The organism is Streptomyces sp. KL116D, assembly GCF_030766975.1.
GTDB classification, from domain to species: Bacteria; Actinomycetota; Actinomycetes; order Streptomycetales; family Streptomycetaceae; genus Streptomyces; species Streptomyces longispororuber_A.
On the sequence record NZ_JASERH010000138.1, the window covers coordinates 137,051 to 150,245 of the forward strand.

Genomic DNA, 13,195 nt, shown 5'->3' on the forward strand with positions numbered 1-13,195 from the left:
CAAAGCGGAGGAAAGCAGCACAATGAGCCCATGACCGCAAACGCTCGCTCCCCCAGGCCCGGCCCGTTCCCGGTACGCCGCGTCTACGATCCCGCCGCCCCCGCCGACGGCACCCGGCTGCTGGTCGACCGGCTGTGGCCGCGCGGCGTCTCCAAGGAACGGGCGCACGTCGACGAGTGGCTCAAGGACATCGCGCCGTCGAAGGAGCTGCGCTCCTGGTACCACGAGGACCGGGACGGCCGGTACGACGCCTTCGCCGAGCGCTATCGCGCCGAACTGACGGAGCCGGTCCGCGCCGACCTCGTGGACCACGTGCGCGAGCTGGCAGGACGGGGCACCGTCACCCTGGTCACGTCGGTGAAGGACGTCGAGCACAGCCACGTCCCCGTGCTCGCGCGCCACCTCGAAGAGGCGTAGCTCAGGCCGCCAGGCAGACCGTGCCGCGCCCCTGCGCCGCGCTCGTCCCCCGCACGCCGACGACCGACGTGACGGCGACGGCCCTGCGCACCGGGGTCGCGCGCGTCAACTCGGCCTGGGCCAGCGTCAGTACGTCGACCAGGCCGAGCCCGAGGGCACCGGCCGCGGCGGCGAGCATCTCCGAGGACGCCTCCTTGCGGCCGCGCTCCACCTCCGACAGATAGGGCATCGAGATCCCGGCGACGTCGGCCACGTCCTGCAACGTGCGCCCCTGAGCGCGTCGGCGGCGGCGCAGCACGTCACCGACGACATGCCGCCACAGCGGCTCCTGGGCGGGCAGCGGACGGGGCCTGGGGGTCTCGTGGTTGCTCATCGGCACAGCGTAAAGGCGTTCGACCGGGGCCCGGGCGGGCTTCGCCGAGGGCGATATCCGTGAACCCGTCCCACTCCTGGCTCCGTTCCCGGCGCCGCGGCACGACGCCGTTGTGCGGGCCGATCTCGCGCCGGTCGGCCTCGCCTCGTGTCCGGGCCGCCGCCCGGGCGTTCAGAATTGCCGCATGCACAAGACTGCACGGGGCGCCGCGAGGCTGCCATGGAAGTGACTCTGATCGCCGTCGTCGGTGTCGCGAGCGTCGTCGCCGTCGCCGCGTTCTCCCAGCGCCTGGGGCTGGCCGCGCCGCTGAGCCTGGTCGTGGTGGGGATCGCGCTGAGTTTCGTGCCGGGCGTGCCGGTGGTGGAGGTGGAACCGGAGTGGGTGCTCGCCGGAGTGCTGCCGCCGCTCCTCTACTCGTCGGCCGTCAACATGCCCGCGCAGGACTTCCGCCGCGACATCAAGGCGATCGGCGGGCTCGCGGTGCTGCTCGTCGCCGCGTCCACACTGGGTGCGGGCTGGCTGGTGCACCTGCTGATGCCGGACATCGGGTGGCCGGCCGCGTTCGCGCTGGGCGCGGTGGTCTCCCCGACGGACGCGGTCGCGGCGACGTCGGTGGGCCGCAAACTCGGGCTGCCCTCGCGGCTGCTGACGCTGCTGGAGGGCGAGGGACTGGTCAACGACGCGTCCGCGCTGGTGCTGCTGCGCTCGGCGGTCGCCGCGACGGCGGGCGCCGTGTCGCTGTGGGGGGTGGCAGGGGACTTCGTGTTCTCCGTGGTGATCGCGGTAGCGGTCGGCCTGGTCGTCGGCGTGGTCAACGTCCGCGTGCGGGCGCTGCTCAACGACACCGTCCTCAACACGGCGATCTCCTTCGTGGTGCCGTTCGTCGCGTACGTGCCCGCCGAGGAGTTCGACGCGTCGGGGGTGCTCGCGGTCGTCGTGACCGGTGTGGTGACGGGACATCAGAGTCCGCGGCTGCTGCGGGCCCAGGACCGGCTCGGCGAGGCCATGAACTGGCGGACGCTCGCCTTCCTCCTGGAGAGCGCGATCTTCCTGCTGATGGGCCTCGGCCTGAAGACGCTCGTCGACGAGGTGCACGCGCACGAGAACGGACTCGGGGCGGGCCGGGTCATCCTCTACGGGCTCGCCGTGACGGCCCTCGTCATCGTCGTGCGGATGGTCTTCGTGGTCCCGCTCGTGGCCATGCTGCGCCGCGACGAACGGCGGGCCGCCGTGGCGAAACCGATGATGGAGCGGTGGCAGGAGCGGCTCGACACCTTCGACCTGGCCGAGCGCTTCGGTCCGCGCAAGCGGGCCCGGATCGAGCACCGCGTGCGCCGGACGAGCGCCGACATCGACTTCCGGCTCACCGAGACGCTGGGCTGGCAGGGCGGGGTGGTCCTCGCCTGGTCGGGGATGCGCGGCGCGATCACGGTGGCCGCGGCGCAGACCCTCCCCGAAGACACCCCGTACCGGGCACAGTTGATCCTGATCGCGTTCGTCGTCGCCGTGACCACGCTGCTGCTGCAGGGGCTCTCCCTGCCGGCCGTGATCCGGACCGTACGGATCCCCGGCGACGACCCGCGACGGCTGCACACGGAGTACGGGCAGCTGATCACGGAGATGTCCGCGGCGGCCCACGACTCCCTCGACGCGGCGGTGGCCGACGGCTCGGTCGCACCCGAACTGGCCGACCACGTCCGCGCGGACAGCCTGATCCGCCCCGCGAACGCCGACCCCGACGCCGACGAGCGGCTGCCCGCACCGGACCACGACGCCCTCGTGGCGGAGCGCGCCCAGTACCTGCGGCTGCGCCTCCAGGTCATCTCCGCGGAGCGCGAGGCCCTGCTCGCCGCACGCACCCACGGCACGTACAGCTCGCGCGCGCTCAGCGGCGCCCAGCACGTCCTCGACCTGGAGGAGGCCCGCCTGCAACAACTCGGCGACCGCTTCGAGGACTAGGGCCTGTCTCCCAGACGCCGCGGGGCCCGCCCTTCGGGCGGACGAAGGGACCTGGGAGACAGGCCCCAGGTGTCCGGCGGAGCCGCTCAGCCGAGCAGGTCCGCCACCATCGCCGCGAACTCGTCCGGTGTGGCCAGTCGGATGCCAAGGTCCTCGGCCTTGGCGCGCTTGGCTCCGGCGCCCTCGCCGGCGACCACAAGGCTGGTGTTCTTCGAGACGCTGCCGGACGCCTTGCCGCCGGCCCGCTCGATGAGTTCGTTCATCTCGTTGCGGGAGAGCTTCTCCAGCGGGCCGGTCATCGCCCCGGTCACCACGACCTTCATCCCGGCGAGCGGCCCCGCGGCCGCCGTGTCCGCCTCGTCCGCCGTCTCCTCGGCGGGCGGGGTCGCGCCGGGCTCGGTCATCATGAGGCCGGCGGCCGCGAGCCGGTCGATCTGCTCGGCGAGCTCCGCGAGTTCGGCGACGATGACCGGGGCCTTCTCCGCGCCGATGCCCTCGACGCGCTGCATGGCCTCGGCGTCCGCGGCTCTGATCCCGTCCATGGTGGCGAAGTGGCGGGCGATGCGGCGGGACATGGAGCGGCCGGTGCCGCGCACGCCGAGGGCGCACAGAACACGGGAGAGCGGTTGGGTCTTCGCCGCGTCGAGCGCCGCCAGGAGGTTGTCCGTGCTGGTCTCCCCCATGCGGTCGAGGCCGAGGAGCTGCTCGCGGGTCAGCCGGTCGAACAGGTCGGGCAGCGCGGTGACGAGTCCGGCCTCCACGAGCTGGACGACCCGGGAGTGCCCGAGCCCTTCGATGTCGAGCTGGCCGCGGCCCGCCGCGTAGGCGACGGAGGCGACCAGATGGCAGTTACGGCCCCGCTCGCACCGCCAGCGCTGCTCGCTGGCGTCGATGCCGGATCCGCACTGCGGGCACTCGGTGGGGAAGGTGATCTCGCGCTCGTCACCGGTGCGCAGGTGGGCCACGGGGGCCTCGATGCGGGGGATGATGTCGCCCGCCTTGTAGACCATGACGTGGTCGCCGATGCGCAGGTCGCGGCGGGTGATGTCGGCCGGGTTGTGCAGCGTCGCGTAGGTGACGGTGGAGCCGTCGATCTCGACCGGTTCGAGGACGGCGCGCGGGGCGATGATGCCGGTACGGCCCACGTTCCACTCGACGTCGAGCAGCTTGGTGATCTTCTCGACGGCGGGCAGCTTGAAGGCGACCGCCCAGCGCGGCGCCCGTGTGCCCGATCCGGCGCTGCGCTGGTCGGCGGCGAGATCGGCCTTGACGACGATGCCGTCGATCCCGAACGGCAGCTCGGCCCGCAGCGCGGCGATCTCCCGCACCCGGGCGACGACCTCCTCGACCGTGGTGACGACGACGCCGGGCACGTCGGTGCGCGCGGGGGTGCCGATGCCGAGTGCGGCGGCGCGGTCCATGAGCGCGCCGTGCGCGGCCTCGGTCAGATCGGTGGCGTCCTGCTCCGCGGTGCCGGGCAGCGGCAGCAGTCCGTAGCCGAAGAAGGTCATCGGCACGGTGTAGGCGCGGTCCTTGGCGCGCAGCGTGCCGGCCGCCGCGTTGCGCGGGTTGGCGAAGGGGGCGCCGCCGTGCTCGGTGCGCACCTCGTTGGCGTACTCGAACTGGGCGGTGGTCATGAGGACTTCGCCGCGCACTTCGAGCGTGGCCGGCTCCGCGAGTTCGCCGGGGAGGCCCTCGATGGTGCCGATGGCGTGCGAGACGTCCTCGCCCGCCGTCCCGTCGCCACGGGTGACGAGCCGGGTGAGCCTGCCGTGCTCGTACCGGGCGGCGATCGCCAGGCCGTCGAGCTTGGGCTGAACGTTCCAGCACGCGACCTCACGGCCGATCCGGCGCTCCACGGAGGCGGCCCAGGTGGCGAACTCCTCGTCCGAGAACACGTTGTCCAGGCTGAGCATGGGCGCCGTGTGCGGCACGTCGCCCTCGATCGCGCCGCCCGCGACCTTCCCCGACGGCGAGTCGGGCAGCACCTCGTCCGGATGCTCCGTCTCGTACGCGGTGATCGCCCGCACGAGACGGTCGTAGGCGTCGTCGTCGAGCGCGGAGGTACCGCCCTCGTAGTAGGCGGCGGCAGCGCGCGTCGCTTCCTGGACCGCCTGGGCGTAGGCGGTGGCGTCGGGCAGCACGGCGGGCACGGCAGAAGTCGTCGTCATGCCCTTCATCCTGCCTGCCACCACTGACAACGGCCGCTGACGGCGCCCGGCCGGCCGGGGCTACGACGCCTTCGGACGCTCCCAGTCGCAGGGCGGCGAGGGGAAGGCGTGCGCGTCGTGCTCCTTGAGGGCGACGCTCACCAGGCTCAGCAGCAGGTGCACGTCGGTGTCGCACTCCAGGAGCACGGTGATCCAGGAGTCACCGGGCCGGACCCGGATCGCGGTGTTGTGACGCAGTTGCGGAAGGAGCCGCTGCACCGCCGACGAGGTCAGGTACAGATCGGCACAGTCGTCGGCGTGGAAATGGACGAGTTCGTGGCCCGCCGCACCGAAGGCGTGCCCAACCGAGCACCGGGGCGGGCCACTTACCAGGTTCGGCCATGTCCCGAGTTCGGTCATGGCGCGCTGGGCCGCGGTCATACCCCCATCCTCGCGCACCCTTTACCTGATGGAAAACCCCCATCCACCCCCGCGTCCGCGCGACTTCCCTACAGCGGTCCGGACCCGAGGAGCTGACCGCCGTCGATGACGAGGGTCTCGCCGGTGATCCAGCGGGCGCCGTCCCCGGCGAGGAACGCGACCGCCGCGCCGATGTCCTGCGGTTCCCCGATCCGGCCCAGCGGCGTGGCCCCGGCGACGCGGGTCTCGTGCTCCTGCCAGAGCGCCTCGGCCATGCGGGTGCGCACGATGCCGGGGGCGATGGCGTTGACCCGGACCGACGGGCCGAGTTCCAGGGCGAGTTGCTTGGTCAGGTGGATCAGGGCGGCCTTCGAGACGTGGTAGATCCCGACGTCCTTCGCGACCGAGAGTCCGCCGATCGACGCCGTGTTGACGATCGCGCCGCCGTGCTCGCCCATCCACGTCTTCACCGCGAGCGACGTCCACAGGATCGGCGCCCACAGGTTGACGTCCATGGTCTTGGCGAAGCGGGCGTGGTCCTGCTCGACGACCGGCCCGTACGCGGGATTCGTGCCCGCGTTGTTGACGAGGACGTCGAGCCGCCCGTACGTCTCGACCGCGAAGTCGACACAGGCGCGGGCGGCGACCTCGTCGGTGGCGTGCGCCCCGAACCCGACGACGCCCTCGCCCAGTTCGCGGGCCGCCTCCTTGGCGCGGTCCTCGCTGCGGGACGTCACGACCACCTGGGCGCCGCGGTCGCGCAGGGCGGCGGCCGCCGCGAGGCCGATGCCCCGCGACGCGCCGGTCACCACCGCGACCTTCCCTTCCAGGGACGTCACCGCTCACCCCGCTCGGTCTCGCGGCGGCGCAGCTCGCGCCGGGCGATGGTCCGCTTGTGCACCTCGTCGGGGCCGTCCGCGAGGCGCAGCGTGCGCAGGTGCGCGTACATGCTCGCCAGCGGGAAGTCGTCGCTGACGCCCGCGCCGCCGTGCACCTGGATGGCGCGGTCGACGACCTTGAGCGCGACCTCGGGGGCCGCGACCTTGATGGCGGCGATCTCGGTGCGGGCCTGCTTGTTGCCGACGGTGTCCATCAGATGGGCCGCCTTCAGGGTGAGGAGGCGGGCCATGTCGATCTCGATGCGGGCCTCGGCGATCCAGTCCTGGATGTTGGCCCGGTCGGCGACCGGGGCGCCGAAGGTCGTCCGGGACTGCGCCCGGTCGATCATCAGGTCGAGGGCGCGCTCGGCCATGCCGATGGAGCGCATGCAGTGGTGGATGCGGCCGGGCCCGAGCCGCGCCTGGCTGATCATGAAGCCGTCGCCCTCGCCCGCGAGCAGGGCGGTGCGCGGCACCCGTACGTTCTCGAAGAGCACCTCGGCGTGGCCCTCGCGGTCCTGGTAGCCGAAGACGGGCAGGCCGCGCAGGACGGTGACGCCGGGCGTGTCGAGGGGGACGACCATCATCGACTGCTGGCGGAAGGCGGGGCCGTCGGGGTCGGTCTTGCCCATGACGATGAGCACCTTGCAGTGCGGGTGCAGGGCGTTCGACGTCCACCACTTGCGGCCGTTGAGGACGTAGTCGTCGCCGTCGGCCACCATCCGCAGCTGGATGTTGCTCGCGTCCGAGCTGGCCACGGCGGGCTCGGTCATGGCGAACGCGGAGGCGATCTCACCGTCGAGCAGCGGCCTGAGCCACTTCTCCTTGTGCTCCTCGGTCCCGAAGAGGGTGAGGACCTCCATGTTGCCCGTGTCGGGCGCGTTGCAGTTCGTGGCCTCGGGTGCCAGGTGGGCGCTGCGGCCCATGATCTCGGCGAGCGGCGCGTACTCCAGGTTGGTCAGGCCCGGGCCCCATTCGGGGTGCGGGTGGAAGAGGTTCCACAGGCCGCGCTTCTTCGCCTCGGTCTTCAGCTCCTCGATGACCGGCGGGTGGAAGTGCGCGTCCCCGGACTCGGCCATCTGCGCGGCGTACACCGCCTCGGCGGGGTAGATGTGCTCGTCCATGAAGGCGAGCAGCTTGTCCTGGTACTCCTTGGCCCTGTCGGACAGGTCGAACACGGGTCCTCCCACGGTCGTCTCGTACGGTCTCACAGCCGGCCCGACGGGCCCAGCAGCGCTTCCAGTTCGCGTGCCGTCGTCGCGGCGTCACGGTGCACGACCCCGGCGATGCCGAGCCGGGCCGCGGCCGTGATGTTCTGTTCGAGGTCGTCCACCATGACGGTCTCGCCGGGCGCCACGCCCAGGCGTTCGCAGGCGATGGCGTACGCGCGGCGCGAGGGCTTGCGCACGCCGATCTCGCCGGAGACCGTGACGGCGTCGAACATCGCGGGCAGGTCGAAGCCCGCGTAGCAGTCGTCGCCGAGGGAGTTCGAGAGCAGGCCGACGCGGTGGCCGCCGGCGCGCACCTTCGCGACGAGCGCGACCATGTCCGGGTCGGGCCGCAGCCGGGCTTGCAGCCGGCCGACCAGGCCCGGCCGCCCCCCGGCGGTCACGCCGTGCGCCCGCAGCCGGCGCGCGAGTCCGTCCTCGAACTCCCGCTCCCCGATCCGCCCCTCCTCGTGGTCGACGAGCAGGGCGCTGCTCTCGGGATCCTTCGACAGCATCCGCAGCAGCAGTCCGGGCTCGCCGCCGAGTTCCCGGCTGACCTCCGCGAACGCGGCGACCACGCTCGTGGTGAGGACGCCGCCGAAGTCGAAGAGCACCGCGCCGCGCGCTCCGTCGGTCGTGGTCATCGCACCGCCTCCTGGTAGCGGCGCATGCCGCGCAGCCACCGGTCATAGTCGCTGCCCTTGCGGCGGTAGAAGTCGAGCACCTGCGGGTGCGGCAGGACGAGGAACGGCTCGTCGCCGACCGCCGCCACGACCCGGTCGGCGACGTCCAGCGGCTGCAGCAGCTCACCGGAGTCCAGCACGGCGCGGGCCGCGGCCCGCTCGACGGGGTCCGCGGACCGGGTGCCGGCCATCAGCAGCTCGGTCTCCACGCCCTGCGGGCACAGACAGCTCACCCGCACGCCCCGGTCGCCGTACGTCACCGAGAGCCACTCCGCGAAGGCGACGGCGGCGTGCTTGCTGACGGAGTAGGTCGCGGAGCCGATCTGGGTGAGCAGGCCGGCCGCCGACGCGGTGCTGAAGAAGTAGCCCTCGCCGCGCTCCAGCCAGCCGGGCACGAGGAGCTTGGCGGCGCGCACGTGCGCCATGACGTTGATGTCGAGGGCGCGGCTCCACTCCTCCTCGCTCGCGTCGAGCCCGGCCCCGCCGCCGATCCCGGCGTTGGCGAAGTACAGGTCGACGGGTCCGAACCGCTCCTGCGCCGCGTCGATCAGCTCGCGCAGGTCGTCGGCGTCGGCCGCGTCGCCCGCCCGGCCCGCGACCCGCTCCCCGTGCGCGCCGGCGAGCCGCTCGACCGTCGCGTCGAGGCGCTCCGCGTCCAGGTCGGTCAGCAGGACCCCGCCGGCCCCCGCTTCGAGGAGGCGCTGGGCGACGGCGGCGCCGATGCCGCCCGCCGCGCCGGTGACGATCGCGACCCTGTCCTTGATCCGCATGCCCCTGCCCACTCCCTCGCTCGGCTCGTTCCAACGTACTTGAATCCGGGTTCAGGTTCAATGGCCGGATCCGCGCACACGGGCCTTGAGCCCACGCCGCGCCTCTGTATATTTGAACCCAACGTCAGGTTCAACACTCTGAACACGGCCGCGACCAGCGGGTGTTCACCTTCACCGTCAGGGCGATTCCAAGGAGTTCGCACATGAGCGACCAGCTGCCGAGCACGGAGTGGGAGAAGGTGGCGGCCCGTGACGTCACCACCAACGGCATCACCCTGCGGGTCCACGAGCACGGCCCGCAGGACTCGGGCAAGCCGCTGGTCGTGCTCTGCCACGGCTTTCCCGAGCTGGCATTCTCCTGGCGCCACCAGGTCCTGGCGCTCGCCGAGGCGGGTTACCGGGTCATCGCTCCGGACATGCGGGGCTACGGCGGGAGTTCGCGGCCCGCGGATCCCGAGGCGTACGACGCGCTGACCCTGTGCGCGGACCTCGCCGGGCTGCTCGACGCAGTCGGTGCGGACGACGCGGTGTTCGTCGGTCACGACTGGGGCGCGTCGGTCGTGTGGCACATGGCGTGGGCACACCCGGAGCGGGTGCGGGCGGTCGTCGGGATGAGCGTGCCGGTGACGCCGCGCTCCCCCGCCCCGCCGCTGCCGATCATGCGCAAGCGGCTCGGTGACGACTTCTACATCGTGTGGTTCCAGGAGCCGGGCGTCGCCGACCGGGCGCTCGCGCGGAACGTGCGCAGGACCCTGGTCACACGGGAGATCTACTCCGCGCAGTGGGCGGCGAGGCCGGACGAGCGGTTGGCGCCGCCACGTTGGCTCGGCGACGAGGAACTCGCCCACTACGTGAAGACGTTCGAGGCGACGGGCTTCACCGGCGGCCTCAACTACTACCGCAACATGGACCGCACCTGGGCCCTGACGGAGCACCTCCAGGACCGGACGATCGACTGCCCGGCACTGTTCGTCACCGGTTCCAAGGACCCGGTCGGCCGGTTCATGCCGGACGACAAGATGGAGCGGGTCCTCACCGACCTGCGGGGCCGCGTCGTCCTGGACGGGGCCGGCCACTGGATCCAGCAGGAGCGTCCGCAGGAGGTCAACGCCGCTCTGCTTGAATTCCTCGCCGGGCTCGGCTGATAGCATCCGCAGCTCAGCCTGTGAGTGCAGGCGTTGCTCGTACCCGTTCGAACGACAGTGGATGGACCGCCTTGGCTGCCCAGGCCCCGGCCGCTGACGGCGGCCAGAAGCAACCGATCACACCCCGCAGCGCCCGCGGTGTCAGGACGCGCAACGCGCTGGTCGTCGCCGCGCGCGAGGTCTTCGAGCGCGACGGGTACCTCGACGCCCGGATCACCGACATCTCCAAGGCCGCCCACGTGGCGTCGGGCTCGTTCTACACGTACTTCAACAGCAAGGAAGAGATCTTCGAGGCGCTCGTCGAGCAGGTGCAGGAGGAGATGCTCCACCCGCACCTGCGCGAGCGCACCGGGATCACGGACCCGCGCGAGATGATCGACGCGTCCAACCGCGAGTACCTGCGCGCGTACAAGAAAAACGCCCGGCTGATGGCGCTGTTCGAGCAAGTCGCCCAGATCGACGAGAAGTTCAAGCAGCTGCGCATCGAGCGGGGCAACGCGTTCGCCCGGCGCAACGCCAAGCTGATCCGCTCGCTCCAGGAGTCGGGCCAGGCGGACCCGGACCTGGATCCGCTGGTGACGGCCCACGCGCTGTCGGTGATGGTGAGCCGCATGGCCTACCTGGTGTTCGTGCTCGGGCAGCGGATCCCGTACGAGAAGCTCGTGACGACGCTCAACAAGATCTGGGAGAACGGGCTTCAGCTCAGGCCCGAGGCGCCCCGGACCCCCGCGGCCCCGGACGCTCCCGGCGCGCTCGACGACTGATCCGCCCGGGCGGCGCGGCGGTCCAGGATCTCCAGGACCCGCTGCCCCCAGCCCAGCATCTCCTCCTCGAAGGAGATGCCCGCCATCAGCGTCAGGTACGGGCCGATCCGCTCGCCGTCGGCGAGGAACTCCTCCTCGCCGAGCCCGCCGAGCAGATGCCGGCGCACCCGCTCGTAGCGGGCCATCTTGCCGCGCGCCCAGGCCATCCGCTCCTCGACGTGCGCGCGCACCGCGTCCAGGTCGCCGACGTCGACGGCCTGCACCTTCACCATCAGTTCGTCGCGCATCGCGGTGGGCTTCGGCTGTCGCGCCGTGAACGCGGCGAGGTCCGCGCGGCCGGCCGCGGAGAGCGTGAACATCCGCTTGTTGGGCCTGCGCTCCTGCGGGACGACGCGGGCGTCGATCAGCCCCTCGGCGGCCAGCCGGTCCAGCTCGCGGTAGAGCTGCTGAGGCGTCGCGGCCCAGAAGTTCGACACGGACACGTCGAAGATCTTCGCCAGGTCGTATCCGGACGACTCGCCCTCCAGCAGGGCGGCGAGGACCGCGTACTTCAGAGACATGTGGACACCCTACAGCGATGCGATTACTCTCGTCCGCACCTATTCAATTAGTTGCCTATCAAGGTGGCGTGGCGAAGGCGAGGTGGCGGGCATGCATCCGTTCCGTGCGGCGGTGGAGAAGGGCGACATGGCGGCGGTGGAGGACCTGCTGGCCGAGGACGTGGTCTTCTCCAGCCCGGTCGTGTTCAAGCCGTATCCCGGCAAGGCGATCACGTCGGCGATCCTGCGCGGCGTCGTCCGGGTCTTCGAGGACTTCCGGTACGTGCGGGAGATCGCCGACCCCGGCGGGCGGGACCACGCGCTCGTCTTCGAGGCGCGGGTCGGCGACAAGCAGATCACCGGCTGCGACTTCCTGCACTTCGACGAGGACGGCCTGATCGACGACTTCATGGTGATGGTCAGGCCGCTGTCGGCCGCGCAGGCGCTCGCCGCGGCGATGGGCGCCCAGTTCGACCGGATCGAGCGGGAGGCGGCGGAGGCCGACGGCGCCTGACCGGAGTCCGCGCCGCTCGCCGCCGGGCCGCGTCGGCTCAGCGCAGGTCGTCGTCCCCGGCGAAGTCCGCCAGTTCGAAGACGACCTCGCCGGAGTCGGCGCGACTGTCGCCCACGAGGCGCACGGTGGCGCCGACCCACACCATGTGGGGGGCGGTCCCGACGATCCGGCAGGGCACCACGAAGTCCTCGGGGAACCGCACGAGCGACTCGTTGCGCGCCACTCCGGTGCCGCGGTGCACGACGCGGGACTGGACCACGATGCCGGGGCCCGCGCTGTGCTCCGTGCGCAGGTCGCTCGACGCGCACACCGGACACAGCAGGCGCCGGAAGGACGCGGTGCCGCACCATCGGCAGCGCTGGTAGGCGAATCCCGTGTCCGCGTCCGCAGGCGCCATGACCCCTGCTCCGGCCCCGCTCCCGGACATCCCCCACGTCATCGACATCGCCTGGCCTCCCGCGCTCGCCCGGTGCGCGCCGGGCTGCGGCCTCGGCACCTCCGCAGCGTATGACACTGAGTGCCGCGCGGTAAAGACACCGAGTACCCTCTACTGCCGTTCAGTCCTTGCGCAGGGCCGATTCCACCTGCTGGATGACGCGCCACATGGGGGCACCCTTGGGCGCGACCATGACCACGACCTCCTCGGGCGACGCGGCGGGCGCGGGCTGCGCGGCCGTCTCGCCCCACACCTGCCGGACGAGTCCGAGCGCGTGGTCGACGGGCTCCTCGGCGTCACCCTCCCCACCGGACCGCAGCCACGCCCGCAGCCCGTTGTTGTGCGCGGCCACCACCGAGGCGGCGACGACCTCGGCGCGCAGCGCGCCGTCCGCCGCACCGGCCCAGCGCAGCCGCAGATACCCGGCGAGGGTGCGCTCGTAGCGTCGCACGACGGACAGTTCGTACGTCCGCAGGCCGGGCACCTCACGCGTCAACTTGTAGCGCTGGACCGAGAATTCGGGGTTCGCCGCGTACATCCGCAGGACGAGCCGGGCCGCGTCGCACACCACGTCCACGGCGTCGCTCTCGTCGCTCGCGGCGTCGAGGAACGCGGTCATGTCGGCCAGGCAGCTCTCGTGGTCCGGGAAGACCGCGTCCTCCTTGGACGGGAAGTAGCGGAAGAACGAGCGCCGTCCGACGCCGGCCCGCGCCACGATGTCGTCCACGGTCGTCCGCTCGAAACCGCGCTCCAGGTACAGCTGGAACGCCGCCTCGGCCAGCACCTCCCGCATGGGCGCCTTCTTCTGTGACCCGTTGACCTCGCGTGCCTCGCTCATGCCGGGAACGTAACACCGCGCGCACCGGTTTGGCACTACGTACCTTTACTGAGGGTACTGAGTGCCATATCGTGGGTTCACCCACCGCCAGAGCGAGGAGA

Annotated in this window: 15 protein-coding genes; 5 read left to right on the plus strand and 10 right to left on the minus strand. The window is 71.9% G+C overall.

Translation table 11 applies throughout. From position 1 onward, the window contains the following. The first annotated feature begins 30 nt into the window (after positions 1-30). Positions 31-417: a DUF488 domain-containing protein gene (locus RBJ77_RS53745; protein WP_372351698.1), complete on the plus strand. Its 387-nt coding sequence runs from the start codon at positions 31-33 to the stop codon at positions 415-417. Between the two features lies 1 nt (position 418). On the opposite strand, the gene RBJ77_RS53750 is transcribed toward RBJ77_RS53745, so the two are convergent. After that, positions 419-790, minus strand: coding sequence for a helix-turn-helix domain-containing protein (locus RBJ77_RS53750; RefSeq protein ID WP_372351699.1), 372 nt, complete (start codon positions 788-790; stop codon positions 419-421). A 219-nt stretch (positions 791-1,009) separates the two neighbouring features. Here RBJ77_RS53750 and RBJ77_RS53755 point away from each other — a divergent pair, with 219 nt between their 5' ends. Continuing rightward, positions 1,010-2,749, plus strand: a complete 1,740-nt coding sequence (locus RBJ77_RS53755) for a cation:proton antiporter (protein WP_372351700.1) — start codon at positions 1,010-1,012, stop codon at positions 2,747-2,749. An 86-nt stretch (positions 2,750-2,835) separates the two neighbouring features. Here RBJ77_RS53755 and ligA read toward each other — a convergent pair whose 3' ends face one another. From ligA to RBJ77_RS53785, 6 genes are all read right to left on the minus strand, one after another. Continuing rightward, on the minus strand, positions 2,836-4,920 hold the full coding sequence (gene ligA, locus RBJ77_RS53760) for an NAD-dependent DNA ligase LigA (protein WP_372351701.1): 2,085 nt from the start codon (positions 4,918-4,920) through the stop codon (positions 2,836-2,838). A 60-nt stretch (positions 4,921-4,980) separates the two neighbouring features. Further along, entirely contained in the window at positions 4,981-5,340 is a 360-nt protein-coding gene (locus RBJ77_RS53765; RefSeq protein ID WP_372351702.1) for a luciferase family protein, read from the minus strand. Between the two features lie 68 nt (positions 5,341-5,408). Further along, positions 5,409-6,158 (minus strand): SDR family oxidoreductase, encoded by a 750-nt coding sequence (locus RBJ77_RS53770; protein ID WP_372351703.1) that lies wholly within the window; start codon positions 6,156-6,158, stop codon positions 5,409-5,411. Next, positions 6,155-7,387 carry an acyl-CoA dehydrogenase family protein gene (locus RBJ77_RS53775; protein WP_372351704.1) on the minus strand — a complete coding sequence of 411 codons (1,233 nt, stop codon included), beginning with the start codon at positions 7,385-7,387 and terminating at the stop codon, positions 6,155-6,157. The genes RBJ77_RS53770 and RBJ77_RS53775 overlap by 4 nt, the downstream gene beginning before the upstream one ends. Positions 7,388-7,404: 17 nt before the next feature. Continuing rightward, positions 7,405-8,049, minus strand: coding sequence for an HAD family hydrolase (locus RBJ77_RS53780; RefSeq protein ID WP_372351705.1), 645 nt, complete (start codon positions 8,047-8,049; stop codon positions 7,405-7,407). Next, positions 8,046-8,858 carry an SDR family oxidoreductase gene (locus RBJ77_RS53785; protein ID WP_372351706.1) on the minus strand — a complete coding sequence of 271 codons (813 nt, stop codon included), beginning with the start codon at positions 8,856-8,858 and terminating at the stop codon, positions 8,046-8,048. The genes RBJ77_RS53780 and RBJ77_RS53785 overlap by 4 nt, the downstream gene beginning before the upstream one ends. 203 nt (positions 8,859-9,061) lie before the next feature. On the opposite strand from RBJ77_RS53785, the gene RBJ77_RS53790 reads away from it, so the two are divergent. After that, entirely contained in the window at positions 9,062-10,003 is a 942-nt protein-coding gene (locus RBJ77_RS53790; RefSeq protein WP_372351707.1) for an alpha/beta fold hydrolase, read from the plus strand. A 71-nt stretch (positions 10,004-10,074) separates the two neighbouring features. Beyond that, positions 10,075-10,767 (plus strand): TetR/AcrR family transcriptional regulator, encoded by a 693-nt coding sequence (locus tag RBJ77_RS53795; RefSeq protein WP_372351708.1) that lies wholly within the window; start codon positions 10,075-10,077, stop codon positions 10,765-10,767. Here RBJ77_RS53795 and RBJ77_RS53800 read toward each other — a convergent pair. Further along, entirely contained in the window at positions 10,701-11,327 is a 627-nt protein-coding gene (locus tag RBJ77_RS53800; protein WP_372351709.1) for a PadR family transcriptional regulator, read from the minus strand. The two genes, RBJ77_RS53795 and RBJ77_RS53800, sit on opposite strands and share 67 nt — an antisense overlap. A gap of 91 nt (positions 11,328-11,418) precedes the next feature. On the opposite strand from RBJ77_RS53800, the gene RBJ77_RS53805 reads away from it, so the two are divergent. Continuing rightward, positions 11,419-11,820: a nuclear transport factor 2 family protein gene (locus RBJ77_RS53805; RefSeq protein ID WP_372351710.1), complete on the plus strand. Its 402-nt coding sequence runs from the start codon at positions 11,419-11,421 to the stop codon at positions 11,818-11,820. Between the two features lie 37 nt (positions 11,821-11,857). Here the strand turns inward: RBJ77_RS53805 and RBJ77_RS53810 are convergent, their stop codons facing one another. Beyond that, positions 11,858-12,217 (minus strand): Zn-ribbon domain-containing OB-fold protein, encoded by a 360-nt coding sequence (locus tag RBJ77_RS53810; protein WP_372351711.1) that lies wholly within the window; start codon positions 12,215-12,217, stop codon positions 11,858-11,860. 160 nt (positions 12,218-12,377) lie between these two features. Further along, a complete protein-coding gene (locus tag RBJ77_RS53815) occupies positions 12,378-13,094 on the minus strand; it encodes a TetR family transcriptional regulator (RefSeq protein ID WP_372351712.1) in 717 nt (238 codons plus the stop codon). Between the last annotated feature and the right edge of the window lie 101 nt (positions 13,095-13,195).